23 protein-coding genes are annotated in these 26,715 nt (G+C 54.2%); 13 read left to right on the forward strand and 10 right to left on the reverse strand.

Going from position 1 to position 26,715, the window contains the following annotated elements; genetic code table 11:
* The first annotated feature begins 242 nt into the window (after positions 1 to 242).
* The 3 genes from F0Q32_RS25065 to F0Q32_RS25075 all read left to right on the forward strand — a co-directional run bounded on the left by F0Q32_RS25065 (position 243) and on the right by F0Q32_RS25075 (position 3,489).
* Positions 243 to 518 (forward strand): metal/formaldehyde-sensitive transcriptional repressor, encoded by a 276-nt coding sequence (locus F0Q32_RS25065; protein WP_015964534.1) that lies wholly within the window; start codon positions 243 to 245, stop codon positions 516 to 518.
* 24 nt (positions 519 to 542) lie between these two features.
* Positions 543 to 1,661 carry an S-(hydroxymethyl)glutathione dehydrogenase/class III alcohol dehydrogenase gene (locus F0Q32_RS25070; RefSeq protein WP_149465093.1) on the forward strand — a complete coding sequence of 373 codons (1,119 nt, stop codon included), beginning with the start codon at positions 543 to 545 and terminating at the stop codon, positions 1,659 to 1,661.
* A 151-nt stretch (positions 1,662 to 1,812) separates the two neighbouring features.
* Positions 1,813 to 3,489, forward strand: a complete 1,677-nt coding sequence (locus F0Q32_RS25075; RefSeq protein ID WP_149465094.1) for a methyl-accepting chemotaxis protein — start codon at positions 1,813 to 1,815, stop codon at positions 3,487 to 3,489.
* Positions 3,490 to 3,527: 38 nt separating this feature from the next.
* Here F0Q32_RS25075 and F0Q32_RS25080 read toward each other — a convergent pair whose 3' ends face one another.
* From F0Q32_RS25080 to pcaH, 4 genes are all read right to left on the reverse strand, one after another.
* On the reverse strand, positions 3,528 to 5,906 hold the full coding sequence (locus F0Q32_RS25080; protein WP_149465095.1) for a glucose/quinate/shikimate family membrane-bound PQQ-dependent dehydrogenase: 2,379 nt from the start codon (positions 5,904 to 5,906) through the stop codon (positions 3,528 to 3,530).
* Between the two features lie 285 nt (positions 5,907 to 6,191).
* On the reverse strand, positions 6,192 to 7,115 hold the full coding sequence (locus F0Q32_RS25085; protein ID WP_149465096.1) for a LysR substrate-binding domain-containing protein: 924 nt from the start codon (positions 7,113 to 7,115) through the stop codon (positions 6,192 to 6,194).
* Between the two features lie 178 nt (positions 7,116 to 7,293).
* Positions 7,294 to 7,914 (reverse strand): protocatechuate 3,4-dioxygenase subunit alpha, encoded by a 621-nt coding sequence (gene pcaG, locus F0Q32_RS25090; protein ID WP_149465097.1) that lies wholly within the window; start codon positions 7,912 to 7,914, stop codon positions 7,294 to 7,296.
* Positions 7,911 to 8,651, reverse strand: a complete 741-nt coding sequence (gene pcaH, locus F0Q32_RS25095; protein ID WP_149465098.1) for a protocatechuate 3,4-dioxygenase subunit beta — start codon at positions 8,649 to 8,651, stop codon at positions 7,911 to 7,913. The genes pcaG and pcaH overlap by 4 nt, the downstream gene beginning before the upstream one ends.
* 218 nt (positions 8,652 to 8,869) lie before the next feature.
* Between pcaH and F0Q32_RS25100 the strand changes: the two genes are divergently transcribed.
* The 4 genes from F0Q32_RS25100 (at position 8,870) to rimL (ending at position 14,494) form a co-directional block, all read left to right on the forward strand.
* Positions 8,870 to 10,213: a VOC family protein gene (locus tag F0Q32_RS25100; RefSeq protein ID WP_149465099.1), complete on the forward strand. Its 1,344-nt coding sequence runs from the start codon at positions 8,870 to 8,872 to the stop codon at positions 10,211 to 10,213.
* A 40-nt stretch (positions 10,214 to 10,253) separates the two neighbouring features.
* A complete protein-coding gene (locus F0Q32_RS25105; RefSeq protein ID WP_149465100.1) occupies positions 10,254 to 11,762 on the forward strand; it encodes a carboxylesterase/lipase family protein in 1,509 nt (502 codons plus the stop codon).
* Between the two features lie 455 nt (positions 11,763 to 12,217).
* Positions 12,218 to 13,873 carry a glucan biosynthesis protein D gene (locus tag F0Q32_RS25110; protein WP_149465101.1) on the forward strand — a complete coding sequence of 552 codons (1,656 nt, stop codon included), beginning with the start codon at positions 12,218 to 12,220 and terminating at the stop codon, positions 13,871 to 13,873.
* A 69-nt stretch (positions 13,874 to 13,942) separates the two neighbouring features.
* Positions 13,943 to 14,494, forward strand: coding sequence for a 50S ribosomal protein L7/L12-serine acetyltransferase (gene rimL, locus F0Q32_RS25115; RefSeq protein WP_149465102.1), 552 nt, complete (start codon positions 13,943 to 13,945; stop codon positions 14,492 to 14,494).
* Here the strand turns inward: rimL and ydcK are convergent.
* The gene (gene ydcK, locus F0Q32_RS25120) at positions 14,486 to 15,466 is read right to left on the reverse strand and encodes a YdcK family protein (protein ID WP_149465103.1); all 981 of its coding nucleotides are present in this window, start codon (positions 15,464 to 15,466) and stop codon (positions 14,486 to 14,488) included. The two genes, rimL and ydcK, sit on opposite strands and share 9 nt — an antisense overlap.
* A 112-nt stretch (positions 15,467 to 15,578) precedes the next feature.
* Between ydcK and tehA the strand changes: the two genes are divergently transcribed.
* The 3 genes from tehA to F0Q32_RS25135 all read left to right on the forward strand — a co-directional run bounded on the left by tehA (position 15,579) and on the right by F0Q32_RS25135 (position 18,040).
* On the forward strand, positions 15,579 to 16,577 hold the full coding sequence (gene tehA / locus F0Q32_RS25125; RefSeq protein WP_149465104.1) for a dicarboxylate transporter/tellurite-resistance protein TehA: 999 nt from the start codon (positions 15,579 to 15,581) through the stop codon (positions 16,575 to 16,577).
* Positions 16,578 to 16,579: 2 nt separating this feature from the next.
* Positions 16,580 to 17,176, forward strand: a complete 597-nt coding sequence (tehB, locus tag F0Q32_RS25130; RefSeq protein ID WP_149465105.1) for a tellurite resistance methyltransferase TehB — start codon at positions 16,580 to 16,582, stop codon at positions 17,174 to 17,176.
* Positions 17,177 to 17,371: 195 nt separating this feature from the next.
* Positions 17,372 to 18,040, forward strand: coding sequence for a DUF3313 domain-containing protein (locus F0Q32_RS25135; protein WP_149465106.1), 669 nt, complete (start codon positions 17,372 to 17,374; stop codon positions 18,038 to 18,040).
* A 33-nt stretch (positions 18,041 to 18,073) separates the two neighbouring features.
* Here the strand turns inward: F0Q32_RS25135 and F0Q32_RS25140 are convergent, their stop codons facing one another.
* Positions 18,074 to 18,982 carry a DMT family transporter gene (locus F0Q32_RS25140; protein ID WP_149465107.1) on the reverse strand — a complete coding sequence of 303 codons (909 nt, stop codon included), beginning with the start codon at positions 18,980 to 18,982 and terminating at the stop codon, positions 18,074 to 18,076.
* A gap of 182 nt (positions 18,983 to 19,164) precedes the next feature.
* On the opposite strand from F0Q32_RS25140, the gene F0Q32_RS25145 reads away from it, so the two are divergent.
* Positions 19,165 to 20,040: a helix-turn-helix domain-containing protein gene (locus F0Q32_RS25145; RefSeq protein WP_149465108.1), complete on the forward strand. Its 876-nt coding sequence runs from the start codon at positions 19,165 to 19,167 to the stop codon at positions 20,038 to 20,040.
* Here F0Q32_RS25145 and F0Q32_RS25150 read toward each other — a convergent pair.
* Positions 20,017 to 21,183: a benzoate/H(+) symporter BenE family transporter gene (locus F0Q32_RS25150; RefSeq protein ID WP_149465109.1), complete on the reverse strand. Its 1,167-nt coding sequence runs from the start codon at positions 21,181 to 21,183 to the stop codon at positions 20,017 to 20,019. The genes F0Q32_RS25145 and F0Q32_RS25150 overlap by 24 nt on opposite strands.
* Before the next feature lie 135 nt (positions 21,184 to 21,318).
* Between F0Q32_RS25150 and F0Q32_RS25155 the strand changes: the two genes are divergently transcribed.
* On the forward strand, positions 21,319 to 21,900 hold the full coding sequence (locus F0Q32_RS25155) for a helix-turn-helix domain-containing protein (RefSeq protein ID WP_149465110.1): 582 nt from the start codon (positions 21,319 to 21,321) through the stop codon (positions 21,898 to 21,900).
* Positions 21,901 to 22,089: 189 nt separating this feature from the next.
* A complete protein-coding gene (locus tag F0Q32_RS25160; protein ID WP_149465114.1) occupies positions 22,090 to 24,048 on the forward strand; it encodes a U32 family peptidase in 1,959 nt (652 codons plus the stop codon).
* A gap of 105 nt (positions 24,049 to 24,153) precedes the next feature.
* Here the strand turns inward: F0Q32_RS25160 and F0Q32_RS25165 are convergent, their stop codons facing one another.
* Genes F0Q32_RS25165 through F0Q32_RS25175 form a run of 3 tightly spaced genes read right to left on the reverse strand, consistent with a single transcriptional unit; the run spans position 24,154 to position 26,686 of the window.
* A complete protein-coding gene (locus F0Q32_RS25165) occupies positions 24,154 to 24,279 on the reverse strand; it encodes a DUF2474 domain-containing protein (protein WP_149465111.1) in 126 nt (41 codons plus the stop codon).
* Positions 24,279 to 25,289, reverse strand: a complete 1,011-nt coding sequence (gene cydB / locus F0Q32_RS25170) for a cytochrome d ubiquinol oxidase subunit II (protein WP_149465112.1) — start codon at positions 25,287 to 25,289, stop codon at positions 24,279 to 24,281. The genes F0Q32_RS25165 and cydB overlap by 1 nt, the downstream gene beginning before the upstream one ends.
* Positions 25,289 to 26,686, reverse strand: coding sequence for a cytochrome ubiquinol oxidase subunit I (locus tag F0Q32_RS25175; RefSeq protein ID WP_149465113.1), 1,398 nt, complete (start codon positions 26,684 to 26,686; stop codon positions 25,289 to 25,291). Before F0Q32_RS25175 ends, cydB begins: the two co-directional genes overlap by 1 nt.
* Positions 26,687 to 26,715: the final 29 nt, after the last annotated feature.

The raw sequence follows: 26,715 nt of genomic DNA on the forward strand, positions 1-26,715 counted from the left end.
TCGGGCTTACCAATATGGGCCAGAATTGCTGACCAGTTATCGTGAGAGTAATTCATCGGCACGTTAAATCATATCAGGCGTAATACCACAACCCTTAAGTTAGCGCTTATGGGAGCGATCCCCGCCAATCTCAATGGTTGGCTGGCATCCTCAATGCACCCTATCAACATATTCATTTGGTGATTGTTTTACATCTGTATCATATCGATGATAGTATACCCCCCTATACTAATGGAGGGCGTATGCCGCATTCCCCTGACGATAAAAAACGGGCGCTAACCCGGGTACGCCGCATTAAAGGGCAGGTTGATGCTCTTGAACGCGCGCTGGAATCCGGCGAGCCGTGCCTGACTATTCTGCAACAGATCGCGTCAATTCGCGGGGCCGCCAATGGCCTGATGGGCGAACTGGTTGAAATGCACCTTAAAGACGAGCTGGTAAGCGGCGAAACGACGCCCGATCAGCGCGCCGTGCGCATGGCTGAAGTCGGTCATCTGCTACGATCTTATCTAAAATAAAACATCATAAAGGAAGAGACCGCTATGAAATCACGTGCAGCTGTCGCGTTTGGCCCAGGTCAACCGCTGAAAATTGTTGAAATCGATGTCGCGCCGCCGAAAAAAGGCGAAGTACTGGTAAAAATCACCCATACCGGGGTTTGCCATACCGATGCATTTACCTTATCCGGCGATGATCCGGAAGGCGTATTCCCGGCGGTGCTGGGGCATGAAGGCGGCGGCATCGTTGTTGAAGTGGGCGAAGGTGTCACCAGCCTGAAACCGGGCGACCATGTTATTCCGCTTTATACTGCCGAATGCGGGGAGTGTAAGTTCTGTAAGTCTGGCAAAACTAACCTTTGTCAGGCCGTTCGCGCTACCCAGGGGAAAGGTCTGATGCCGGATGGCACCACCCGTTTCTCCTATAACGGTGAACCGATTTTCCATTACATGGGCACCAGTACTTTCAGCGAATACACCGTGTGTGCCGAGATCTCACTGGCGAAAGTGAACCCGCAGGCACCGCTCGACAAAGTTTGTCTGCTGGGTTGCGGCGTCACTACCGGTATCGGTGCGGTGCATAACACCGCAAAAGTAAAAGAGGGTGATACCGTTGCGATCTTCGGTCTGGGCGGCATCGGCCTGGCGGCGATTCAGGGGGCGGTACAGGCGAAAGCGGGACGCATTCTGGCCGTTGATACCAACCCGGAGAAATTCAAGCTGGCGAAAGAGATGGGCGCGACCGATTTCATTAACCCGAAGGATTACGATAAACCGGTTCAGGATGTCATTGTCGAAATGACCGATGGTGGCGTTGATTTTAGCTTCGAATGTATCGGAAACGTCGACGTCATGCGAGCCGCGCTGGAATGCTGCCATAAAGGTTGGGGCGAAAGCGTCATCATCGGCGTTGCGGGCGCAGGTCAGGAAATCAAAACCCGTCCGTTCCAGTTGGTGACTGGCCGCGTATGGCGTGGTTCTGCTTTTGGTGGCGTAAAAGGCCGTTCCCAGTTGCCGGGAATGGTAGAAGACGCCATGGCGGGCAAAATTCAGCTCGATCCGTTCATTACGCACCGTCTGCCGCTGGAGCAAATCAACGAAGCGTTTGATCTGATGCACGAAGGGAAATCCATTCGTACGGTTATTCATTTCGGCGACGCGTAATCCCAGGCGTCCTCTCCCGTCGGGGGAGGACGTTTTTTACGCCAAATTGTGACCCACCTTGCGCTTTTAGCCATAATCAAATCCTCTGACTTGCCGATGACAATCTTACGGGCGTGTTTGTACGCCGCTTACCTGAAGAGAGTCGATTGGCATGGACAACACTACAACCCAACACCCGCCGCAAAAACTCAGTTTCCTGCACCATATTCGTTTAGTTCCGCTTTTCTCCGCTATCCTTGGCGGCATTATTCTGCTGTTTGCCTTAAGCTCCGGGCTTGCGGGTTATTTCCTGTTGCAGGCGGAGCAGGATCAAAAAGATGTCACCGAAGAATTGCAGGTGCGGATGGGCTTATCAAACAGCTCTAACCATCTGCGCACGACCCGTATTGAGCTCATTCACGCCGGCGCGGCGAGCCGGATTGCTGAAATGGAAGAGATGAAACGCAATATTGCGACGGCGGAATCCCGCATGCAGCAATCGCAGGCGGCGTTTACTCAATATCGTGAGCGTCGGGTGAAAACGTCAGCAGATAGTGCGCTGGATAAAGAGCTTAATGCTCGCTATACCGCCTATATTGATGGTCTGAAGCCAATGCTGAAATACGCTAAAAATGGCATGTTTGAAGCGATCATTAATCATGAAAACGAACAGGCGAAACCGCTGGACGATCGCTATAACGCGGTGCTGTTGAAAGTGATTCAGATTCGTACCGACAGGGCTAATCACCTTACTGATCTGTCGCTGGAGCGTACCCGTCTGGGGCTGATGTTCATGGCGGCAGCCTTTGCGCTGGCGCTGGTGCTGACAATAATGACCTTCGTGGTGTTGCGCCGTATTGTGATTAAACCCTTACAACATGCCGGGCAGCGTATCGCGCAAATCGCCAGCGGCGATCTCACCCAGCCTGATGAATCTACCGGGCGCAGCGAAATCGGCCAACTCAGCTTTAACCTGCAAAAAATGCAGCATGCGCTGGTGAAAACGGTGGGTTCGGTACGACAGGGGGCGGAGGAAATCTATCGTGGTACCAGCGAAATATCTGTGGGCAATACGGATCTCTCTGCACGGACCGAACAACAGGCGGCTGCTATTGAACAGACCGCCGCCAGCATGGAAGAGCTTACCGCAACCGTGAAACAAAACGCCGATAACGCTCATCACGCCAGTAAACTGGCGGAGGATGCCTCCGGGAAAGCGATGCGTGGCGGGCAACTGGTCACAGGTGTGGTCACAACAATGGGCAATATTTCTACCAGTTCGAAGAAGATCTCCGAAATTACTGCGGTGATCAATAGTATTGCCTTCCAGACCAACATTCTGGCACTCAACGCGGCGGTGGAAGCGGCGCGTGCTGGCGAACAGGGGCGTGGGTTTGCGGTGGTCGCCAGTGAAGTGCGCACGCTCGCCAGCCGCAGCGCGCAGGCGGCGAAAGAGATTGAAGGACTGATTTCTGAATCTGTCACCCTGATTGAGCGCGGTTCGGATGAAGTGGTGAACGCCGGGGCTACGATGACGGAAATTGTTGATGCGGTGAAACGCGTGACGGACATTATGCTGGAAATCGCGGCGGCGTCTGATGAACAGAGTCGCGGGATTTTGCAGGTCAGCCAGGCGATTACCGAGATGGATAACGTCACTCAGCAGAATGCCTCGCTGGTGGAGGAAGCATCGGCAGCGGCGGCCTCGCTGGAGGCGCAGGCAGCACGATTAACTGAAGCGGTAGGGACTTTTCATATTCCTTCACGCAGCGGTGTGAAGAAAGAAAACGTCCCGGCTACCGCACCGACGTTAGCCGTGGCAGGCGGCGATAGCTGGGAATCGTTTTAGGTTAAAAGGTCGGGTGAGAAATCACCCGACACGGAGAGTTACTTTTGTGCGTCCGGCAGGGCGTACGCAATGATGTAATCACCACGATCCGGTGACTGACGTGCGCCGCCGGCGTTGATGATAATGTATTGCTTGCCTGTTTTCGGCGACACATAGGTCATCGGGCCAGACTGGCTACCCACCGGCAGTCGGTCTTTCCAGATTTCTTTCCCGGTTGCCGTATCAAACGCGCGCAGATAGAAATCCTGCGTACCGGCGAAGAACAGTAGACCAGATTGTGTCGTCATCGACGCGCCCAGCGTCGGCATCCCGATAGGAATCGGCATATGCATGCGGATACCCAACGGCCCGGTGTCTTCCACCGTACCCACCGGTACCTGCCAGACGATTTTGCCTGATTTCAAATCGACCGCTGACATCGTACCGAATGGCGGTTTCTGACACGGAATACCCAGCGGCGACAGGAAGCGCTCGCGCATTGCGCCATACGGTGTGCCTTCCATCGGGACAATCCCCATCTCGATACCGCTGGCATCTTTCGCCACTTTCGCGCGCGGTACCATGTAGTTCGCCAGACCCAGGCGCATATCGTTAACGAACATCAGGCTGTTGTTCGGGTCAATGGAGACACTGCCCCAGTTCATGCCGCCCAACGAACCGGGATATTGCAGCGAACGATCTTCGCCAGGTGGGGTGAAAATGCCCTGATGGCGCATCTCTTTAAACTGAATACGGCACAGCAGCAAATCGATTGGCGTTGCGCCCCACATGTCCGACTCTTTCAGCGTTTCGTTGCCAATCATCGGCATACCGACGGAATACGGCTGAGTAGGGGAATAGCGTTCGCCTTTAACATCACCAACCGGAACCGGGCGCTCTTCGACTTTCGCCACCGGCTCGCCGGTTTCGCGGTTCAGCATGAAGATCATGCCCTGCTTGCTGGTTTGTACCAGCACCGGCGTGGTGCCGCCTTTGCCGTCAGGCAAATCGGTCAGCAACGGCTGGGAAGGCAGGTCGAAATCCCACAGATCGTGGTGGGTGGTTTGATAGTGCCAGCGCACTTTACCTGTGGTGGCGTCAACGGCCACAATCGACGAGCTGTATTTGTCATCCAGCGCTGTACGTTCGCCTGCCCAGAAATCTGGCGTCGCATTCCCGGTCGGTAAGTAGACCAGATTCAGTTTGGCGTCATAGGACATCGCGGACCACACGTTTGGCGTCCCGCGCGTGTAGGTCTGGCCTTCCGGCGGCAGCCCGGTAATGTTCGGGTTACCCGGATCCCATGCCCACGCCAGTTTACCGGTGTGTACGTCATAAGCACGCACCACGCCCGGTGGCTCATCGGTGGAGAAGTTATCGGCCACGCGGCCGCCCAACACCACCACATTACCGGCTACCAACGGCGTTGAGGTTTGCTGATAATAACCGGGTTTGATTTCGCCCATCCCAACGCTCAGATCAACCACGCCGTTATCACCAAAATCGGCGCACGGTTTACCGGTATCGGCATTGATTGCGATAAGGCGCGCGTCGGTGGTTGGCAGGAACAAACGACGCGGGCAGGCCGCTGGCGCGCTGTTATTTTCCGCAGCGGCGACGCTCTGCTTCTCTTCGTAATAGCCTAACCCGCGGCAACGCTGCCAGTTTGGTGCGGTGGCTTTCGAATCATAGCGCCACTTCTCTTTACCGCTGTCGACGTCCAGCGCCAGCACTTTACTGTACGGCGTACAGACGAACAGCGTGTCGCCCACCTGTAATGGGGTATTCTGATCTTCTGCACCGGAACCGTTACTGAGCGGAATATCTCCGGTGTGTGCCACCCACGCCACCTGCAGCTTATCGACGTTCTGTTTGTTGATTTGGTCCAGCGCGGCAAAGCGATCGCCGTGAGTCGTGTTCCCCCAGTGGAGCCAGTTTTTCTGCTGCTCGCCGGCGGTCACCGGCTTCACCGGTACCTCTTTATTTGCGCTTACCAGAGTATGGGTTTTGAACATTCCCCCTAAGCTGGCCAGTAATCCTACCGCGATGATAGCCGCGAGACCAAAGGCCGGACCTTTCTTGGCCTGTGGCGACACGGACAAGAATGGCCAGACAATAGCACAAAGGCAGGCCAGTACCCCAAAGGTGAACAGACGTGAAAAGAGGGGCCAGAAATCCCAGCCTGCATCGCTGACGGACCAAATCAACGCAATAATAAACGCCAGCGCATACAGCACTATCCCGCTACGACGATTACGTGCAATCAGCGCCGCAGCGACAATCATCACCAGTCCCATCAGTGCGAAGAACCAGGTTCCTCCCACAGTGGCGAGTTTAATGCCCAGCGCGCCCACGGCCAGACCGATGATAAACATCAGCCCGGCGAGAAGCCATTTCAGGACCCGGGGGAGTCCTTTGAGTGAAATACCCGTTGCCATACTGTTCTCCTGATGACAGCCAAACCCAGATGAGTGAACCAAATGAATCACACATAGAAGGGGTGTTGTTTTAAATGAAAGAGATCTGCTTGTTATTCATGTTCATCCGATACTCATATGAATTACGAATGAACCATATGGTTAATTTATGGCTATAATAGATCTGTTAAATGGCATTACGCAATTGTTAATAAATGATTTCGCATTAATTGATCTATGGTGACGGCATCTGAGGTGAAGCGGTAGCCGCCCTCTCCATGGCGGAGAGGGCCGGAATGCGGAAGGTCAACCTGGCATTGATTTGCGAATGGCTGCCAGCAGCGTCTGCGCGCAGCTGGAGAGGGGGCTGTCTACACGCGTCAACACACCAATGGGCTCGCCCTGACCTTGGGTCGCGATGGGAAGCGAGGTCAACGCACCGCGTCGCAGATCGTCCCTGACCGCGCCAGACGGCACAAACCACACGTAGTTATAATCTACGGTTAACTGGCGAGAAAGCGAGGCTGACAGCGTTTCAATACATCCCGCAGGCATTTTACAACCCTGGCTTTGCAGTAGCGTTTCCGCATTTTGACGGGGAACGGTCCCTTTCGGAGAGACAACAACAGGCCACTCCAATACGCGGCTCAAGGTGATATTTTCATGCAGAAGAGGGTGGTCCGGGCGTACTACCAGCTTGAGCGATTCCAGAAACAGTAGCTCATAGGTTAGGCCGGTCATCAGCTCCGGATCGGACATCCGACCAATACCAAAATCAATATCCCCTGATTTCAGCGCCGCCAGCAGCATGGTGTTATTCATTGTTGCTACCTGCAACGTGACATCATGCTGTTGCTGATGAAACTGACCCAGCACCATCGGTAAGATCCCCAGCGCAGCAGTAGGCAATGCGCCGATTCGGACGACATCGTGATGGCTGCCTTCTTTGCGGGTTAATGCCTGACCTGCGGTATTTAGCGCATCCAGAACTTTCACCGCGTGGGTAAGAAACTGCTCACCAACAAGCGTCAGCTGTGCGCCAAGACGCCCACGTTCAAATAAGCGGGTGCCGGTCAGTTGCTCCAGTTCATTAAGCGTTTTGGATAACGCTGGCTGGCTGAGATTAAGGGTTTCAGCCGCGCGCCCCAGAGTTCCTTGTTGGGCGACGGCAACGAAAGTGTGCAGGTGGCGCAGACGAATGCGCTGACTAAAGAGAGCATTTTTTTCCATACGCGATGTTAAGAACAGATCGATAAGAGTGACAAGTAATACTGTTTAAAATTGATAACCTGATTGCAAATTATTTTTAACATCTGATCTAATTGAGTTACAAGAATTTTCTGGCAAAGCAAAGGGGGTCAGGGAAAAAGAAAGCCCGGCAAACGCAGCGACGCCGGGCATCGGGGGGTTAAAGATCGAAAAAGACGGTTTCCTTATCACCCTGTAGATAGATATCAAAACGGTACACGGTCTCGTTACCGCGCGTCTCTTTTTGGGCGATGAGCGTCTGGCGGCGAACTTCCCACTCAATCAGATTCAGTACGGGATCGGTCTGATTTGCGGCCTGTTCGTCGGCAAAGTACATCCGCGTATTCAGGCCAATATTAATGCCGCGTGCGGCTATCCACAGATTAACGTGCGGTGCCATCATACGCCCATCACGCCCCACTACCGGGCCGGGTTTGATGGTTTCGAAGCGCCAGATGCCGCTATCAAAATCTGAGCAGGCGCGACCCCAGCCACGGAAATCGGCATCCAGCGCTTTGCCTTCCTGTCTGTCCGCCGGGTGGTTATAGCGGCCGTTGGCGTTCGCCTGCCAGATCTCCAGCAGGACATCGCGCACTGGCGTGCCTGAACCATCCAGTACACGCCCTTCAATGGTAATGCGCTCGCCCTGAGTATGGCTATTAACCAGTACCGGACCAAAGTTTTTTTCGAAAATATGGAACCCGGCGGCATCCGGCGCGAGGCCGATGTGGACGTATGGGCCTGCCGTCTGTGAGGCCGTTTCCTGTAAATAATTTTTCATCGCGCAGCCCCCTGAGTGCGGTTTTCAAACAGTGTTGCACGTTGCCCGCGTAACACCAGATCAAAACGATACGCCAGACAATCCAGCGGAATCGCCGCATGCGTATCCAGCTCGGCAATCAACGTGCGGATGGCATCATCGTTATTGATGGTTTTAACAATAGGGCACTGTTTGATTAGCGGATCGCCTTCGAAATACATCTGCGTCACCAGACGTTGAGCAAAGGCATCGCCTGACAGCGAAAAATGTATATGCGAAGGACGCCAGTCGCTCGCCTGATTACGCCACGGATACGGGCCCGGCTTAATGGTACGGAAGAAGTAATAGCCATTTTCATCCGTCAGTACGCGGCCGCAGCCGCCAAAATTGGGGTCGATCGGTGCCAGGTACTGATCTTTTTTATGGCGATAACGGCCGCCGGCATTGGCCTGCCAGACTTCAACCAGGGTGTTTTTCATCGGGCGGCCAAATCCGTCGCGTACATAACCGTGAACGATGATGCGTTCGCCAATCGGCAGGCCATCTTTGGCATAATTCAGGATTAAATCGTTATCCTGAGGACCCAGATCGTCGCTGGAATAAACCGGGCCGGTGATTTCCGACAGTGAGTTTTGCAGGGAGATTAGTGCATTGCGCGGCGAGCGCAGCACGCTGGTTTTGTAGCCCGGCGCAAACGCGGGCGGATGACTGTTATAGTCGCGATGGATAACTTCTTGCGGTGACCATTTTGTGCTCATAGGGTGGCTCCGTGTAGGGTGTTGTTTTTGTCGCCACAATGAGTGTGTGTAAATTCAATGTTAATTTAAAGTGAATTTAAGATGTTTGTTTAATAACCTGTGGTTATACCTCTCCGTTTCGCTTACAGCGTCATGCCGATCACACTTTCCAAATTCTTGCCACGCAGTGTCATTAGCTTTTCTACACTCCAGAATATATTCACTGGAGGCATGACATCATGGCGCAAAGCATCACGGCAGATGAGATTCGGGAAGATTTTTCGCAGGCGATGTCGGCAATGTATCAGCAGGAAGTGCCGCAGTACGGCACGTTGCTGGAGCTGGTTGCAGACGTGAATCTGGCGGTGCTGGAAAATAACACGCGCCTGCATGAACAAATGGTAAATGCGGATGAACTGGCTCGGCTAAACGTTGAGCGTCATGGGGCGATTCGTGTCGGCACGGCTGAGGAGCTATCGATGCTGCGGCGCATGTTCGCGATTATGGGAATGTACCCGGTTAGCTATTATGATCTCTCTCAGGCGGGCGTGCCGGTGCACTCCACGGCATTTCGCCCGGTAGAGGATGCGGCATTGTCGCGCAATCCATTTCGCGTGTTTACCTCGCTTTTACGCCTGGAATTAATTGATGAGCCCGCGCTCAGGCAGCGTGCTGCTGAGATTTTACAGCAGCGTGATATTTTTACCCCGCGTTGCCGCGAACTGATTGCGCTACATGAAGAGCGGGGCGAGTTCACGGCGTCGCAGGCGCAGGAGTTTGTCCAGCAAGCGCTGGAAACCTTTCGCTGGCATCAGTCGGCGACGGTCGATCGCGAGACCTACCAGGCGCTGCATCAGCAGCATCGGTTAATTGCCGATGTTGTCTGTTTCCCCGGTTGTCACATCAACCATCTCACGCCGCGCACGCTGGATATCGACCGTGTACAGGCGCTGATGGCGGAATACGGAATCGAGCCGAAAGCGGTGATTGAAGGCCCGCCTCGCCGTGATGTTCCGTTGTTATTGCGTCAGACCAGTTTTAAAGCGCTGGAAGAGCCGGTGAAATTTGCTGGGGATGGGCAGGGAACGCATACCGCGCGGTTCGGTGAAATTGAGCAACGGGGCATCGCGTTAACGCAAAAAGGGCGGGCGCTGTATGACAAATTGCTCAATGAGGCGGGTGTCGGTAGCGATAATCTAACCCATCAACTGCATTTACAGGATGTGTTCAAGGCGTTCCCGGATAGCGAATTTCTGCTTCGCCAGCAGGGGCTCGCCTGGTTTCGTTATCGTCTGACGCCCGCTGGGGAAGCACATCGTCAGGCATTTCATCCTGGCGACGATCCGCAGCCGTTAATTGAGCGCGGTTGGGTGATTGCGCAGCCAATTATTTATGAAGATTTCCTGCCGGTCAGCGCGGCGGGGATTTTTCAGTCCAACCTTGGAAACGGCAATTCGACGCGGCATCACGGAAACGCCAGCCGTGATGCCTTTGAACAGGCGCTGGGCTGCCCGGTGCTGGATGAATTTACTCTCTACGAGCAGGCAGAAGCGCGCAGCAAACGGCGTTGCGGTCTGCTCTGAAACAGGTAATCTTGAGGGAGATTGATAAAGGACGGAATCGATGCAAAACCCCTCAACGCCGCTGGCGGAAACCCGCCAGGGCACACTTCTTGGCCTCGTTGATGAGAATATCCACCTCTGGCGAGGCATTCCCTTCGCGCAACCGCCTGTCGGTGCTTTACGCTGGCGTGCGCCGCAGCCCGTTCAATCGTGGAGTGGCGTGCGTCAGGCCGATACTTTCTCTGCGTCCTGCTGGCAGAATATCGACTACTGCCGCGAACTGGGCGGTGGCGATCCGGGGCGCTTCTCAGAAGATTGTCTCTATCTGAATGTCTGGTCGCCAGCCGCGCGTTCAGCTCCTTTACCCGTGATGGTGTGGCTGCACGGTGGCGGGTACACCATTGGTGCGGGCGGTCTGCCGCCGTACGACGGCAAAGCGCTGGCGCAACGAAATGTGGTGGTGGTGACGGTTAACTATCGGCTCGGGCATATGGGCTTTTTTGCTCATCCGGCCCTTGAAGGAGAAGACGACGAGCCGTTGAATAACTTTGCCCTGATGGATCAAATCGCCGCGCTACGCTGGGTTAAGGAGAACATCGCGGCATTTGGTGGTGACAGCAATAATGTCACGTTATTTGGCGAGTCTGCGGGCGCGCGCAGCGTGCTGTCACTCATGACATCGCCGAAAGCGGCGGGGCTGTTTCACAAAGCGGTGATCCAGAGTGGCTATACGCTTCCCGATACCCCACGCGAAAAGGCGCTGGAGAAGGGCGTACAGCTGGCGGCGCACTTTGGCCTGGATAATGCCAGCGCGGACCAGCTACGAGCGATCCCGCCGGAAAAGTTCTGGCCGCTCGAAGCACCGCTCAATATTGGCCCAACGCCCATCGCCGGAGACGCGGTGCTACCACAGCCCATGCTGGACGTCTTTTTTGCCGGGAAACAGCATGCGATGCCGGTGTTGATTGGTTCGAACAGCGACGAAGCCAGCGTAATGGCGGTGTTTGGTGTTGATCTTGCCGGTGAGATAGAAAAACTCAGGCGAACCCGACGTCTGGGGTTGGGGCTTATTAAACTGCTCTATCCGGGTGTGAAGGGCGATGAAGAACTCGGGCGTCAGGTGTGCCGGGATATGGCCTTTACGACCCTGGGCTATGTGGTGATGCAGGCTCAACAGCGGGTGAATCAACCCTGCTGGCGCTACTGGTTTGATTATGTAGCCGAAGCGGAACACGCGACTTATGCCAATGGCGCGTGGCATGGCAACGAAGTCCCTTACGTTTTTGATACCCTGACGCTGGCAGAACCTGCCCGATTTTACGTCAATAAGCGAGACAGAGCCTTTGCGGCACAGGTGGCCGATTATTGGGTGAATTTTGCGCATCATGCCAGTGCCACCTGCACTGTGCTCAATGGCCCAACGCGCTGGCCTGCATCGATACAGGGACGCGACCGCCTACTGAGAATTGGCCTGAATAAGCATGCAGGTTTTAAAGTGGAAAACCGTTTTATGCTTGCGCGGCTGGCGTTGTTTAAACGGGTGATGAAGCATCATGTGACGTTGGATTGAGAACTGAGCGTTGAATTGACCTTACGGTCTGTAAGAGGCACTCTACATGTGTCTGCATATAGGGGGCCTCGGGTTGATTGAAAAATCACTCGGGGCTTTTCTCTATCTGCCGTCCTGCAAATGCCTGAGACAGATAGCCTCAAGCACCCACGCGTATTCTACGCCTTAATCCCTCTTATACTGGATTGATGAATTCCGAATTTTTGCGGCGATTTTAGTCGGAGCCTTAACTTCACCCGTGCAACGTGTGCAACACCTTTCGTGGTAAATAACGTTTTTTATACACAAATTTACACCTTATTCAGTCTCTTCCCCTCGACAGAATTTTTTTGCGCCAGTCAGAACAATTTATCGCGCCAACAATTGGATTATTAATCGATTTTGTCTAGAGTGGTCGGACTTAACGACGTAACCGTTTACCGCATTCTTCTCTTAAAAAGGACGCTTTCTCAGGCATGAACCGCAGACACTTTCTTAAATCATCAATGGCTGTTGCCGCCGTGTGCGGGACATCCGGTGTAGCTTCCCTTTTTTCTCAGGCTGCGTTAGCGCAGGAGTCGGATATTGCGGACGGGCAAACCCGTCGTTTCGACTTTTCGGTGCTGCAGTCTATGGCACACGATCTCTCCCGTCAGCCATGGGGTGGCGCGCCGCGTCCGTTGCCGGAAACGCTGGCGAACATGACGCCGCAGGCCTACAACAGCATTCAATATGATGCCGCACATTCTCTGTGGAACAACGTTGACGATCGCCAGTTAGACATCCAGTTCTTCCACGTGGGGATGGGGTTCCGCCGTCGCGTGCGGATGTTCTCCGTGGATGCCGCCACGCAGCAGGCGCGCGAAGTGCATTTCCGTCCGGAGCTGTTTAAATACACCGACACGGGCGTCGATACCAAACAGCTGGAAGGGCAGACCGATCTCGGCTTCGCCGGATTCCGCGCCTTTAAAGCGCCGGAGCTGGCGCGTCGCGATATCGTTTCTTTCCTTGGCGCGAGCTACTTCCGTGCAGTCGACAGTACTTATCAGTACGGTTTGTCCGCCCGAGGGCTTGCGGTGGATACCTACACCGACAGCCTGGAAGAATTCCCGGATTTCACCTCGTTCTGGTTTGAAACGGTGAAACCAGGGGCAACCGTCTTTACGGTTTATGCGCTGCTTGACAGCCCAAGCGTAACCGGCGCGTATAAGTTCATCATCAACTGTGCGGAAAGCCAGGTGATCATGGACGTTGAAAATCATATTTACGCGCGCAAAGACATCAAACAACTGGGTATTGCACCGATGACCAGTATGTTCAGCTGCGGCAATAACGAACGCCGCGTCTGCGACACTATCCACCCGCAAATTCACGACTCCGATCGTCTGGCGATGTGGCTGGGTAACGGCGAGTGGATTTGCCGTCCGCTGAATAATCCGCAGAAACTGCAATTCAACGCGTATCAGGACAAAAACCCAAAAGGCTTTGGCTTGTTGCAATTGGATCGCGATTTCACGCACTATCAGGACGTTATGGGCTGGTACAATAAGCGCCCGAGCCTGTGGGTTGAACCGCGTAATCAGTGGGGCAAAGGGGCCGTCAGTTTGATGGAAATCCCGACCACCGGTGAAACGCTCGATAACATTGTTTGCTTCTGGCAGCCGGAAAAACCGGTGAAAGCGGGCGATACGCTTAACTTCAGCTACCGCCTCTACTGGAGCGCGATGCCGCCGGTGCGTTCACCGCTGGCCCGCGTGATGGCGACCCGGACCGGTATGGGCAGCTTCCCGGAAGGTTGGGCGCCGGGCGAGCATTACCCGGAAAAATGGTCACGTCGATTTGCTATCGATTTCGTTGGCGGCGATCTGAAAGCGGCTGCGCCGAAAGGTATCGAGCCGGTCATTACACTCTCCAGTGGGGAAGCCAAACAGGTTGAGATCCTCTACGTGGAACCGTTCGACGGCTACCGTATTCTCTTTGACTGGTATCCGACCTCCGACTCAACCGACCCGGTTGATATGCGTATGTTCCTGCGCTGTCAGGGGGATGCTATCAGTGAAACCTGGTTGTATCAGTATTTCCCGCCTGCGCCGGATAAACGTCAGTACGTTGACGACCGCGTGATGAAGTAATCGAATAAAACTGTAACCTGTAGGCCGGATAAGCGAAGCACCATCCGGCTTTTTCATTGAGGAAACGCCATGTCTTCGCAGGAGATTATCCCGGTTAGCCCTACATTGAGCCTCCACGCCGTCGATGAAAGCCACGTTCCGGCGCTGCATCAGTTGGTTATTAAAAACAGAGACTGGCTTTCTGCGTCAATGAACTGGCCGCTGCTGGTCACCCGCGAGCAGGATACGCATCAGCATGTGCTGGGCAATATGATGCTGCATCAGCGCGGCATCGTGAAAATGTTTATGATTTTCGAGCGTGACACGCTGGTGGGGGTACTGTCGTTTAATCAGATTGAACCGACCAACAAGACCGGTTATATCGGTTACTGGCTGGATGAGTCTGAGCAAGGCAAGGGCATTCTTTCCGCCTCGTTGCAGGCGTTTATTGACTACTTTGTACAACGCGGCGAAGTCCGACGCTTCGTCATTAAATGCCGCGTGGATAACGCGCGCAGCAATCAGGTTGCCTTACGTAACGGGTTTAGCCTCGAAGGCTGTCTGAAGCAGGCGGAATTTCTCAACGGCGTTTATTACGATCAAAATATCTACGCACGGATTATCGACAACGCGTCAAAGTGATCCTAATAGCGGCGTGCGCGTAATCCGCTGCTCGCCGCGAATCACCGCGCGTCCGCGCAAATGAATCACGTCATCCCCAAAGGCTTCGACGACGGCATCACCTTCAATCTCAACATGATGTTCGATCACCACATCGCCGCGAATATGGGCATGCCCGTAAATCAACACGTTGTCGTCAAGCAGAATCGGGCCGCCCTGGAGTACTGCGTGACCGCCGACGCGCACATGATGTTTCAACAGGCAATTACCTTCAATGACCGCATTTTCAGCCACCTGCGAGCTGTATCGCAGGGTGGGGATGGCGTCTTCACCGGCCCCGGCTACCACCCGTGCGTTGCCATACACTTTCGCGCAGTCGCAGACCCAGACGTCATTTTCTTCGTTGCCTTCCAGCAGGGCACGTTCGAAAATCTCCGCCCGATGTTCAACAAAAGCATGATTCACAATCGCTTCACCATAAATTTGTGCCTGGTGAACAATCCGTGAGCGGCTCACCGTCGCGTGGTCGTAAATCTGAAGCACTTGATCGTTATCAGGCGTCAGCCCTCGGGCGGCAATCACCTGGCTATGGTGTAAAATGCGCGCGTTGCCAAACAGGTGACAATATCCGCGAACGGTGGATGCCTGCACGGTGACGTTGTCACTTATCCGGGCATAATGACTGATTTTACTGCCATCGATCCAGGCCTCTCCGCGGATATGCGCATGATGGCTGACTTCGCAAGCCTGCGTCAGGCGGGCGTTTCCTTCGACATGCGCGCCTGCAAATACCACACTGTTTTCATCGTAGATCCAACAATCGCCTTGCTGACTTAGCGCATTTTCGTCGTCTACCCAACCGCCCGCGCTGCCTGCGGTGACATCGGCAAAGTCACGCAGGGCGATGATTTGCCGCGCCACAACGTTGCGTTTATCGCCATTTTCCGTAAACGAGTGTGTGCGGGTCTGTTCGCTAAGGCGGTATTTTTTCATCGGTTATTCTCATTGCTTCGCACTAAGATAAACGTAGCAAATATTGCAGGTAGCGGGCATTTAAAGATTACTTTAAAATGCATCTTCAAAATTAGTTGATAATATAAACAAAATGAAGAATTCGAAGTGTGAGAGCAAGGTGTTGAATTTACCCGCTGGCTATTTTGGCATGGTGCTGGGGACCATCGGGATGGGGTTTGCCTGGCGCTACGCCAGCACGATTTGGCCGGTGAGCCGGGCGATTGGCGACGGTCTGGTGATTCTGGCAATCGTTATGTGGAGCCTGCGGGCGCTGGCGTTTATCAGCCGGGCGATACGCTTTCCGCATAGCGTCATCGACGAAATGCGACATCCGATTGCCAGCAGTTTTGTCAGCCTGTTTCCGGCAACAACGATGCTGGTGTCAATTGGCGTTACGCCGTGGGACAGGCCGATTGCGCTGGTGCTGTTTTCCGTGGGGGTGACGCTGCAACTGGCTTACGCCGCCTGGCAAACCGCGGGGCTGTGGCGCGGAGAACATCCCGAAGGCGCCACCACGCCGGGGCTCTATTTACCGACTGTGGCGAATAACTTTATCAGCACCATGGCCTGCGGCGCACTGGGTTTTAACGACGCCGGGCTGGCGTTTCTGGGGGCGGGCGTAATTTCATGGATCACGCTCGAACCGGCTATCGTTCAGCGCTTGCGTAGCGGTGGCGAATTACCGGTGCCGCTGCGTACTTCTCTGGGTATTCAACTTGCTCCGGCGCTGGTGGCCTGTAGCGCATGGCTGAGCGTCAACGGCGGGCACGCGGATGTCTTCGCCAAAATGCTGTTTGGTTATGGCCTGCTTCAACTGCTGTTTATGCTACGCCTGATGCCCTGGTATCTGCGTCAGGCTTTTAATGCGTCGTTCTGGAGCTTCTCGTTTGGTATCTCCGCGCTTGCCACGACGGCGCTGCATCTCGGCCATGCCAGTGGTGTCGGTTTCTACCATCACCTGGCGTTGCCGATGTTTATCTTTACCAATTTCATTATTGGCCTGTTATTGATACGCACGCTGGTGTTATTGCTTCAGGGGAAACTGCTGGTCCGTGTCGACCGTTCTGTTTTAGAGAAAAGTAAGGATTGATGATGACGATTCGTGATGAAAACTACTTCAGTGAAAAATATGGCCTGACCCGTACGCATTCCGAGGTGCTGGAGGCGGCGAAAGTGATTAAGCCTGGCAAAACGTTGGATCTCGGCTGCGGTAACGGGCGTAACACGCTTTACCTTGCTGCAAACGGTTTTGACGTTACGGCATGGGATAAGAATCCGGCAAGCATCACTAACCTGGAATCGATCCGTCGTGAAGAAGGGCTGGAGAATGTGCAATCGGCGATTAAAGATCTCAACGCACTGAGCTTTGACGGGGAATATGACTTTATTCTTTCGACCGTAGTGATGATGTTCCTGCAACCGGAAACGATTCCTGGCTTAATTGCGAATATGCAGCGTTGTACGCAACCCGGCGGATATAACCTGATTGTCGCAGCGATGGATACTGAAGACTATCCTTGTACCGTGGGTTTCCCTTTTGCGTTTAAAACTGATGAGCTGCGTCACTACTATGCAGGCTGGAACTTACTTAAATATAACGAGAATCCAGGTGAACTGCACCGTACTGATGCCAATGGCAATCGTATTAAACTGCGTTTTGCCACGATGCTGGCGCAAAAAACGGTATAAACGCTAAAGATCCTACTATTCCTTTTATCATATCGTAAATAACCGGCTAACAATTACGCCGGTTATTTTTTATTCGCCTGCTAACTAATTATTTTTTTTCTATAAATTGCGAGCGACAACCATTTTTGCAACAACACCGGGTTCATTCCTTTGCTATAACTCTTTTGAAATCGTACCTCTATCAGGATCAAACCCATGCGTACTCATACGTTCTTCAAAGTTGCGGCCTTTGCGGGCGTTATTGCTCTGTCTGGTTGTGCATCGAAAGTCGCGGAACCTACGCAGTATTCCGGCTTTTTAAAAGATTATTCGAATCTGCAGGAAACCACCTCCGCAACGGGCAAACCGACCCTGCGTTGGGTGGATCCTAATTACAATCCGAAAAACTATGACAGTATTGTCTATAACCCGGTGACTTATTATCCGACGCCAAAACCCAGCACCCAAATTGGTCAGAAAGCGCTGGATGATATTCGTAACTACACCGATCAACAGATTAAACAGGCTGTCTCTCAACATAAAAAAATCGTGACCCAACCTGGCCCGCATAGCCTGATTTTCCGCGGCGCGATTACGGCGGTAAACTCCAGCAATGAAGGGCTTCAGTTCTATGAGGTAGTCCCTGTCGCGCTGGTGGTTGCGGGTACCCAAATGGCGACGGGTCACCGAACCATGGATACCCATCTCTTCTTCGAGGGCGAGTTGATCGATGCGGCAACCAATAAACCGGTGGTGAAAGTGGTACGTAAAGGCGAAGGGAAAGACCTCAACAATGAAAATACCCCGATGACCCTGCAAACCCTGAAGCAAACTATCGACGATATGGCGGTGGATGCCGTCAAATTTGACCCGGCAATGAAATAAACGGAAATCGGGTGGCCCAGGCCACCCGATTTTTTACGCCTGTTTCATTTTAAGGCGCGTTCTCAAAAGCCACGCGGGTATTCGCGCAAACATCACCAGATTCCCGACCAAAATCAGTACTAGCCCGATAATGGCGTTGACATGCCACTGATAACCTTCATACAACGTCGAGAGCGTCAGCGCGACCAGTGGAAACAGTAATGTGCTGTACGCCGCGTTGCTGGCACCGATTCTGCCTACCAGGGTGAAGTAAGCGCCAAAGGCAATCACCGAGCCAAAAATAGCCAGGTAGAACAGGGCACCGAGATAGCTCATGGTCCACTCTGGCGTAAAGCTTTCGCCGCGTAACAGAGCGATTGCGCCGATGATCAACGTGCCGTAGAGCATCGCCCAGCTATTGGTGGTCAGCGTTTCCAACCCGCGTCGCTGGTGGCGGATGCTGAGCATATTCCCCAGCGAGAAGCCATACGTGCCAAGCGCGCTCAACAGAATGCCCGGCAGCATCGTACTGCTGAGCCCGGAGACCTGAAGATCGTCCCAGAACAGGGTGATAATCCCGACCAGTCCCAGCAGTGCCGCAAGGTAAAAGCGCCCTGGCGGCGTCTGGCGAAAAAAGAGAAAACTGTTGATGGCGTTAAACAGCACCGCCATAGAGAAAATCACCGATTCCAGCCCGGTGTTAATCCAGCTTGCGGCGGTGTAAAAACACCAGAAGTTAAAGCCGAATACACAGCAACCCTGCAAGATGCAAAAAAGATGGTCGCGTAAGGCGAGGCGGCGCAGACGGCGAGTCAGGAGCAGAATTGTCAGCATGGTGACGCTGGCGATTGCGAAGCGCCAGAAGATAGACACGGTTGCCGGTACCGGGCCTTGTTGTAAAAAAATGGCGATCCACGTTGTGCCCCAGATGGCGACAACCAATATGTAGAGCAGTGCGTTCATGCGCGTTCCTCAATGACTCAGAAAAATCCAGTTTGACGGGGCTCGCTGGATGGCGCTTGCAGCGTCTTGCCACAGACTTGCAAATTCTTGCGGATTTTTTGTGAGCAGGGTCGAACAACTCTGGCAATCATGGGCATCGCTACATAGACTAGGTCTATGAATCATCGTGATACAGACCGCCAATGACACATTCCTACGCTACTCTGGAACGCCTGCAAAGTCAGAACGCCGTGCTGCGTGAAACGGTTGTGCTCAACTCAGATATCCAGCTTGCGGCCTGGTATAATAATTGTGACACTGTCACCGTTGAAAGCGATCATCATACGCTGAGCCTTTATGTGGCGGATGGCTATGAAAGTTATCAGAAAACGCCGCACGGTTGGAAAAACGGCGGGGGCCCGGATCGCTTCTGCCTGATGCCGCAATCCTGTGAATCAACGTGGGATATTCGCGGTGACCTCTCTTTCGTTCATCTTTATTGCACAGACCAGCATCTGAAACGCATTGGCGAGCAGATCTGGGACCGAAGCCCGGTAGCCATTCAGCTTGAGGAAAAATCCTTTGCCGATGACGCTAAAATCACTGCGCTTTATCGTCAGTTCCTGCTGAGCTGCGACTGGCAGCAACCTGCGAACCAGTTGACGTTGAGCAGCGCCAGTACACTGCTGCTGACGCATCTTATCCAGAATTACGCCTCTGTTCAGTGGCGACTGCCCTCGGTGACAGGCGGTCTTGCGCCGTCGGTGCTGCGCAATGTGCTGGCGTGGATAGACGCCAATTTGTCGCAGCCGCTGACGCTTGCGGATCTGGCTGCGCAGGCCGCGCTCAGCGAATACCATTTTGCGCGTATGTTTCGTCAGTCAACCGGCCTTGCGCCGCATCAGTATGTGATGCAACGACGTATGGATCACGCAGAGCAATTGGTGCGTAATACGGCATTGCCACTGACCGATATCGCGCTGGCCTGCGGATTTAGCTCGGCCAGCCATTTCAGCAATCGCTTTAAACGCGTGCAGGGCGTTACGCCATCGCAACTACGCGCGTCGCACCTGCGATAGCAGCGCATAACTTGCGCCACCCAGTATTAATCCCCAGAACGCTGAGCCGACGCCGGCGAGCGAAAGCCCGCTGGCGGTGACCAAAAAAGTAACCATTGCCGCGTCACGTTCATTGGCCTGTTGCAGCGCCTGATACAGGCTGCCGCTAAGGGTTCCCAGTAGTGCCAGCCCTGCCAGCATTTCAATCCAGGCGGCGGGAAGCGATGCCATCAACGCCGTGATCGACCCGCCAAATAGGCCTGCCAACAGATAAAATACGCCAGCAGCGGCGGCGGCACGCCAGCGTTGCGCGGCTTGCGGATGGGCATCGGGGCTCTGGCAAATAGCCGCAGTAATCGCGGCGATACAAACTGAGTAAACGCCGAACGGCGCGAACAGTAACGCCAGCGCCCCGGTAAAAACGATCAACGGGGAGGCGGGAATGTGATAGCCCGAAGCCTGTAATGTGGCAAATCCCGGTGCATTCTGCGAGGCCATGGTGACCAGGAAAAAAGGGATACCCACGCTTAACAGCAGCGCGGGAGAAAAATGCGGCGGGATAAATTCAGGCGCAACGAGGGTGAAAGTGAGCGTATTGCGCTGCACCTCGCCACCCAGCCAGGCCACCAGACTACCGACTATCAGGGCGGCCACGACTGCATAACGTGGTGCGAAGGCTTTACAGAGAAGCCAGGCAAGCAGCATGCTACCGCAGAGGACCATGTGATTTTGCAGGCTGGTAAACGCCTGTAACCCGAAACGCAGTAAGATCCCCGCCAGCATTGCCGCCGCCAGTGAATGCGGAACCCATTTCATTAGCCGGGCAAATAACCCGGTTACCCCGCACAGTACAATCAGCGCGTTCGCGAAAATAAAAATCCCTACCGCCTCGTTGAGCGTTGCGCCCTCTAAGCCGCCCACCAGTAGCGCCGCACCGGGGGTTGACCAGGCCGTTAAAATGGGTGCTTTTTTCCATAGCGTCAGCGCCAGCGTGCTGATCCCCATTGCCAGCCCCAATGCCGTCATCCATCCGGCGATTTGCGTGGCAGTTGCCCCGGCAGCGGCAGCAGCCTGCCAGATGATGGCCGCTGAGCTGGCGTAGCCCACCAGCACCGCGACAAACCCGGCCAACAGCGTCGGGAAGGGGCAAAAACGAGTGAACATATTGACCTCTTGTGCGTTATAGCGTCCAAAAGAACTGTAGCACTGTGCGCTATAACGCACAAGTAGTGATGATTAGCACAGGCTGTTCAGTAAACCTTTGATATAATAAAGCCGTTTCTGCACTGGAGAGGTGATATGAATATTGCACAACATCTGTCAGCCACGCTGAAAATGCTGCGCCAGCAGCGCGAGTGGAGTCTGTCGAGGCTGGCGGAAGAGACAGGCGTGTCCAAAGCGATGCTCGGGCAAATCGAGCGTAATGAATCCAGCCCCACGGTGGCGACGCTATGGAAAATCGCCACTGGCTTGAATGTGCCGTTTTCAGTCTTTATTACGCCACCGCAGGTTGAGGCCCCAGGTGCGTTTGACCCACAGCAGCAGGCGATGGTCGTTACGCCCGTTTTTCCGTGGGACCCGGAACTATGCTTCGATCATTTTTCCATCGTGCTGGCTCCGGGCGCGTTGAGTGAATCGACGCCGCATGAAAAAGGTGTCATTGAGCACGTCGTTGCCATCAGCGGTACCCTCGATATGTGCGTGGCGGGTGTGTGGCGCAGCCTGACGCCAGGGGAAGGGTTACGTTTCGCGGGTGATGAAGCCCATGCTTATCGCAACAGTGGCGACCAGCCCGTGCATTTTCATTCGCTGATTCACTACCCAAAAGAAAAAACCGCAAGCGAGCTTGCGGTGCGTCATAGAGACAGTAATCATCAATAACGTGACGAGGAAATCCGGAATACGTGCCTACTGTAATCGGCCCGGTGAGCGCGTGGAAATAGTTAATTCTTCGATACTTTGCCGGAAAAGAGAAATTGACCGCGCAGACGGGGTGGAAAAGTGTTTGGTCTGCGCCAGGATCTGACTACAATAGCCGCCATTTTGACCCCAACGGATAACAACGACAGTATGCGCCTGCAAAACCATCATCTTGAATTACTGAGCCCGGCCCGAGATACGGCGATTGCCCGCGAAGCTATTCTTCACGGTGCAGACGCGGTTTATATCGGCGGCCCTGGCTTTGGTGCTCGCCATAATGCCAGCAACAGCCTGAGTGATATTGCCGAACTGGTGCCTTTCGCCCATCGCTACGGTGCGAAGATTTTTATCACGCTTAATACCATTCTTCATGATGATGAGCTGGAGCCCGCGCAGAAGCTGATTACCGATCTCTACGAGACCGGCGTGGATGCATTGATTGTGCAGGATATGGGCATATTGCAGCTGGATATCCCGCCAATTGAGTTGCACGCCAGTACACAGTGCGATATTCGCAGCGTTGAGACAGCGAAATTCCTTTCTGATGTGGGCTTCAGTCAGATTGTGCTGGCGCGCGAGCTGAACCTGCAACAGATTCAGGCAATCCATGAAAGCACCGATGCAACCATCGAATTCTTTATTCATGGCGCGCTGTGTGTGGCCTATTCCGGTCAGTGCAATATCTCCCATGCCCAGACCGGGCGCAGCGCCAACCGTGGTGATTGCTCACAGGCTTGTCGTCTGCCGTATACCCTGAAGGACGATCAGGGGCGCGTGGTGGCGTTCGAAAAACATTTGCTGTCGATGAAAGATAACGATCAAACCGCCAACCTTGGCGCGTTGATTGATGCGGGCGTACGCTCCTTCAAAATTGAAGGGCGCTACAAAGACATGAGCTACGTGAAAAATATCACCGCCCATTATCGGCAGATGCTTGATGCGATTATCGAAGAACGCGGCGACCTGGCGCGTGCTTCAGCGGGGCGTACTGAGCATTTCTTTATTCCGTCCACCGATAAAACGTTCCATCGCGGTAGCACCGACTATTTCGTTAACGCCCGTAAAGGCGATATTGGTGCTTTTGATTCGCCGAAGTTCGTTGGTCTGCCGGTCGGTGAAGTGCTGAAAGTCAGCAAAGATCACCTGGACGTGGAAGTGACCGAACCGTTAGCCAATGGCGATGGCCTGAACGTGCTGATTAAACGCGAAGTGGTGGGCTTCCGTGCGAATACGGTTGAGAAAACCGGTGAAAACCGTTATCGCGTCTGGCCAAACGAAATGCCTGCCGATCTTTATAAGGTGCGTCCGAATCACGTCCTTAACCGTAACCTTGACCATAACTGGCAGCAGGCGTTGCTGAAAACCTCCAGCGAGCGCCGCATCGGCGTGGACGTTGAACTGTCGGGCTGGCAGGAGCAACTGGTATTAACCATGACCAGCGAGGATGGCGTCAGCGTGACCCATACGCTGGATGGCGAATTCGCCCCGGCCAACAATGCGGAGAAAGCGTTGAGCCAGTTGCAGGATGGCATCGCGAAGCTGGGGCAGACCCGCTATTACCCGCGCCGCGCCGACGTGCAGTTAGCGGAAGCGTTGTTTGTCCCAAACAGCGTGCTGAATCAGCTGCGTCGTGAAACTGTAGAAATGCTTGAAACGGCGCGACTGGCGGCGTATCAACGCGGCAGCCGTAAACCGGTCAGTACGCCAGCGCCGGTGTATCCGGAAACGCACCTTAGTTTCCTGGCAAACGTCTACAACCACAAAGCGCGCGAATTCTATCAGACCTTTGGTGTGAAGCTTATTGATGCGGCGTATGAAGCGCATGAAGAGAAGGGCGATGTGCCGGTGATGATCACCAAACACTGCCTGCGTTTTGCCTTTAATTTGTGCCCGAAACAGGCGAAAGGGTCAATTAAGAGCTGGCGCGCCACGCCGATGCAGCTTGTTCACGGTGATGAGGTGCTGACGCTGAAGTTTGATTGTCGCCCGTGTGAAATGCACGTCGTCGGGAAAATCAAGAATCACATCCTGAAAATGCCGCTGCCGGGAAGCGTGGTCGGGTCGGTCAGCCCGGAAGAGTTGCTGAAGACGTTGCCGAAGCGCAAGTAAGCGCTCATTCCTCAGCGTAACCCTCTCCCACAGGGAGAGGGGACCGATTGTGCCTGAATTAACGCGGCTGCGCTGGCATTGTATTGCCATTGTTGTAGCGTATTATCAGGATTTAAATCCGGCGGCGGTCATCATTAAACGAAATAAATATCCCACCACTGCCAGCGTTAATACGCTGCCGCCCCAGATTGCCACCAGCCAGAATAGCCGCTGAAGCCATGATTTTTGCATCAGTGATACCCCTCGCCATGTTGAACCTTCCCACGGAAGACGTAGTAGCTCCAGAAGGTATAAACCAGAATAATGGGAATAATCAGCAGGGCGCCAATCAGCATAAAGCCCTGACTTTGCGTCGGCGCAGCCGCCTGCCATAGGGTGATATCGGGCGGAATAATGTGCGGCCAGATGCTGATCCCAAGCCCGCTAAAACCAAGGAAAATCAGTACCAGCGTTAAGACAAACGGCCGGGCATGGCATTCCGGACGGGCCAGCGCGCGCCAGATGACAAGGCTTACGACCATCACCAGCACAGGAACCGGTAACAGGAACCACAGGTTAGGTAGCGTAAACCAGCGCTGCGCAATGGCTGGATGCGCCAGCGGGGTCCACGCGCTAATCACCGCAATCACCGCTAACAGTGCCATCAATAGCCCACGAGCGTGGCGGCGCATAATACGTTGCAATGGATCTTCACTCTTCATAACCAGCCAGGTTGCGCCCAGCAGGGCGTAGGCCACGACCAGGCCCACTCCACAGAACAGCGTAAACGGCGTCAGCCAGTCGAACGGGCCACCGGCGAAGGTACGGTTAGCCACCGGAAAACCGTTCAGTACCGCACCGACCACCACGCCCTGGCTGAAAGTCGCCAGAATTGAGCCACAGAGAAAAGCGTTATCCCAGAAAGGGCGATGCGATGGCGTCGCGTTAAAGCGAAATTCAAATGCCACGCCGCGAAAAATCAGGCCGATCAGCATCAACGATAACGGGATAGTCAGCGCGTCGATGATCACCGCATAGGCCAGCGGAAATGCACCAAACAACGCCGCGCCGCCCAACACCAGCCAGGTTTCGTTGCCGTCCCACACCGGGGCGACGCTGTTTACCATCACGTCACGGTCGGCGGCGTTATGGGTGAACGGGAACAAAATACCGATCCCCAAATCAAAGCCATCCATCACGATGTACATCAGAGTGGCGAAGACGATAATTACAAACCAGATAATAGAGAGGTCTACGCCCATCAGTGCTGCTCCTGTGAATGAGAGGGGGTAATCGCCGCGGAAAGAGGACGCGCAGGCGTACCATCAGTAGGTGGGGTGAAATCCTGCGGCCCTTTGCGGATCAGGCGCACCATGTAGCTGTATCCGACGCCGAAGACCGAGCTGTAAACCACAAAAAAGGCCAGCAGACTGATACTCATATGCAAATCACCGTGCGCGGAAACCGCATCCGTCGTGCGCTGTAGGCCATAAACGACCCACGGCTGACGCCCCACTTCAGTGGTCACCCATCCGGCCAGTATGGCGATTAAGCCAGATGGCCCCATCAGCAGCGCAAACCATAAGAAGGGGCGCGAAACATAGAGACGCTGCTTTTTGCGTAACCACAGCGCGGCCACGCCTAACAGCAGCATCAGCATGCCAAGACCCGCCATAATGCGAAATGACCAGAAGACGATGGTGGAGTTAGGGCGGTCCTCTTTGGCAAACTCTTTCAGCGCCGGAACCTGCTTGTCGAGGCTATGGGTGAGGATCAGGCTTCCCAACGCGGGGATCTCAAGGCCATAGCGGGTGCGCTCCTGCGCCATATCGGGCCAGCCAAACAGCAGCAGTGGCGTAGGCTCGCCCGGCGGATTCTCCCAGTGACCTTCAATGGCGGCTATTTTTGCCGGTTGATGTTTCAGGGTATTCAAACCATGCATATCACCAATCATGGCCTGAATGGGCGCGACGATAAGCGTCATCCACAGGGCCATCGAAAACATGGTACGGATAGCCGGCGAGTTATTACCGCGCAGCAGATGCCAGGCCGCAGACGCGCCGACAAACAGAGCGCTGCTCAGGAAAGCCGCCACCGTCATATGCAACAGGCGATAGGGGAATGAAGGGTTGAAGACCACCGCGAACCAGTCAACCGGGACTACCTGACCGTTCACGATCTCGAAGCCCTGCGGTGTCTGCATCCAGCTGTTTGACGCGAGGATCCAGAATGTCGAGATAAGCGTGCCCAGCGCCACCATACAGGTGGCGAAGAAGTGTAATCCCGGCCCGACTTTATTCCAGCCAAAAAGCATCACGCCGAGGAAGCCTGCTTCGAGGAAAAAGGCAGTTAATACTTCATAGGTCAGCAGCGGGCCGGTAATACTGCCTGCAAATTGTGAGAAACCGCTCCAGTTAGTGCCAAACTGGTAGGCCATTACCAGCCCGGAAACGACGCCCATCCCAAAGTTAACGGCAAAAATCTTCGACCAGAAATGGTAAAGCGAGCGCCAGACCGGTTGACGGGTTTTAAGCCATAACCCTTCGAGCACCGCCAGATAGCTTGCAAGCCCGATAGTAATGGCGGGAAAGATAATGTGAAAGGAGACGGTGAAGGCGAACTGTATTCGCGCCAGGTGAAACGCATCAAGACCAAACATGCAAAACTCGGGGTTTGAGGTCCAATGGA

The sequence above is a fragment of the Pseudocitrobacter sp. 73 genome (genome assembly GCF_008369545.1).
GTDB classification, from domain to species: Bacteria; Pseudomonadota; Gammaproteobacteria; order Enterobacterales; family Enterobacteriaceae; genus Pseudocitrobacter; species Pseudocitrobacter vendiensis.

Excerpts from the sequence above, each read along its gene's own strand:
- F0Q32_RS25135 (WP_149465106.1), top strand. The coding sequence starts at position 17,372 with ATGCGTACTCATACGTTCTTCAAAGTTGCGGCCTTTGCGGGCGTTATT.
- F0Q32_RS25140 (WP_149465107.1), bottom strand. The coding sequence starts at position 18,982 with ATGAACGCACTGCTCTACATATTGGTTGTCGCCATCTGGGGCACAACG.
- tehA (WP_149465104.1), top strand. The coding sequence starts at position 15,579 with ATGAAGAATTCGAAGTGTGAGAGCAAGGTGTTGAATTTACCCGCTGGC.
- pcaG (WP_149465097.1), bottom strand. The coding sequence starts at position 7,914 with ATGAAAAATTATTTACAGGAAACGGCCTCACAGACGGCAGGCCCATAC.
- ydcK (WP_149465103.1), bottom strand. The coding sequence starts at position 15,466 with ATGAAAAAATACCGCCTTAGCGAACAGACCCGCACACACTCGTTTACG.
- F0Q32_RS25080 (WP_149465095.1), bottom strand. The coding sequence starts at position 5,906 with ATGGCAACGGGTATTTCACTCAAAGGACTCCCCCGGGTCCTGAAATGG.
- F0Q32_RS25110 (WP_149465101.1), top strand. The coding sequence starts at position 12,218 with ATGAACCGCAGACACTTTCTTAAATCATCAATGGCTGTTGCCGCCGTG.
- F0Q32_RS25100 (WP_149465099.1), top strand. The coding sequence starts at position 8,870 with ATGGCGCAAAGCATCACGGCAGATGAGATTCGGGAAGATTTTTCGCAG.
- F0Q32_RS25145 (WP_149465108.1), top strand. The coding sequence starts at position 19,165 with ATGACACATTCCTACGCTACTCTGGAACGCCTGCAAAGTCAGAACGCC.
- F0Q32_RS25155 (WP_149465110.1), top strand. The coding sequence starts at position 21,319 with ATGAATATTGCACAACATCTGTCAGCCACGCTGAAAATGCTGCGCCAG.
- F0Q32_RS25105 (WP_149465100.1), top strand. The coding sequence starts at position 10,254 with ATGCAAAACCCCTCAACGCCGCTGGCGGAAACCCGCCAGGGCACACTT.
- F0Q32_RS25150 (WP_149465109.1), bottom strand. The coding sequence starts at position 21,183 with ATGTTCACTCGTTTTTGCCCCTTCCCGACGCTGTTGGCCGGGTTTGTC.
- F0Q32_RS25175 (WP_149465113.1), bottom strand. The coding sequence starts at position 26,686 with ATGTTTGGTCTTGATGCGTTTCACCTGGCGCGAATACAGTTCGCCTTC.
- rimL (WP_149465102.1), top strand. The coding sequence starts at position 13,943 with ATGTCTTCGCAGGAGATTATCCCGGTTAGCCCTACATTGAGCCTCCAC.
- F0Q32_RS25075 (WP_149465094.1), top strand. The coding sequence starts at position 1,813 with ATGGACAACACTACAACCCAACACCCGCCGCAAAAACTCAGTTTCCTG.
- F0Q32_RS25165 (WP_149465111.1), bottom strand. The coding sequence starts at position 24,279 with ATGCAAAAATCATGGCTTCAGCGGCTATTCTGGCTGGTGGCAATCTGG.
- cydB (WP_149465112.1), bottom strand. The coding sequence starts at position 25,289 with ATGGGCGTAGACCTCTCTATTATCTGGTTTGTAATTATCGTCTTCGCC.
- tehB (WP_149465105.1), top strand. The coding sequence starts at position 16,580 with ATGACGATTCGTGATGAAAACTACTTCAGTGAAAAATATGGCCTGACC.
- pcaH (WP_149465098.1), bottom strand. The coding sequence starts at position 8,651 with ATGAGCACAAAATGGTCACCGCAAGAAGTTATCCATCGCGACTATAAC.
- F0Q32_RS25160 (WP_149465114.1), top strand. The coding sequence starts at position 22,090 with ATGCGCCTGCAAAACCATCATCTTGAATTACTGAGCCCGGCCCGAGAT.
- F0Q32_RS25065 (WP_015964534.1), top strand. The coding sequence starts at position 243 with ATGCCGCATTCCCCTGACGATAAAAAACGGGCGCTAACCCGGGTACGC.
- F0Q32_RS25085 (WP_149465096.1), bottom strand. The coding sequence starts at position 7,115 with ATGGAAAAAAATGCTCTCTTTAGTCAGCGCATTCGTCTGCGCCACCTG.
- F0Q32_RS25070 (WP_149465093.1), top strand. The coding sequence starts at position 543 with ATGAAATCACGTGCAGCTGTCGCGTTTGGCCCAGGTCAACCGCTGAAA.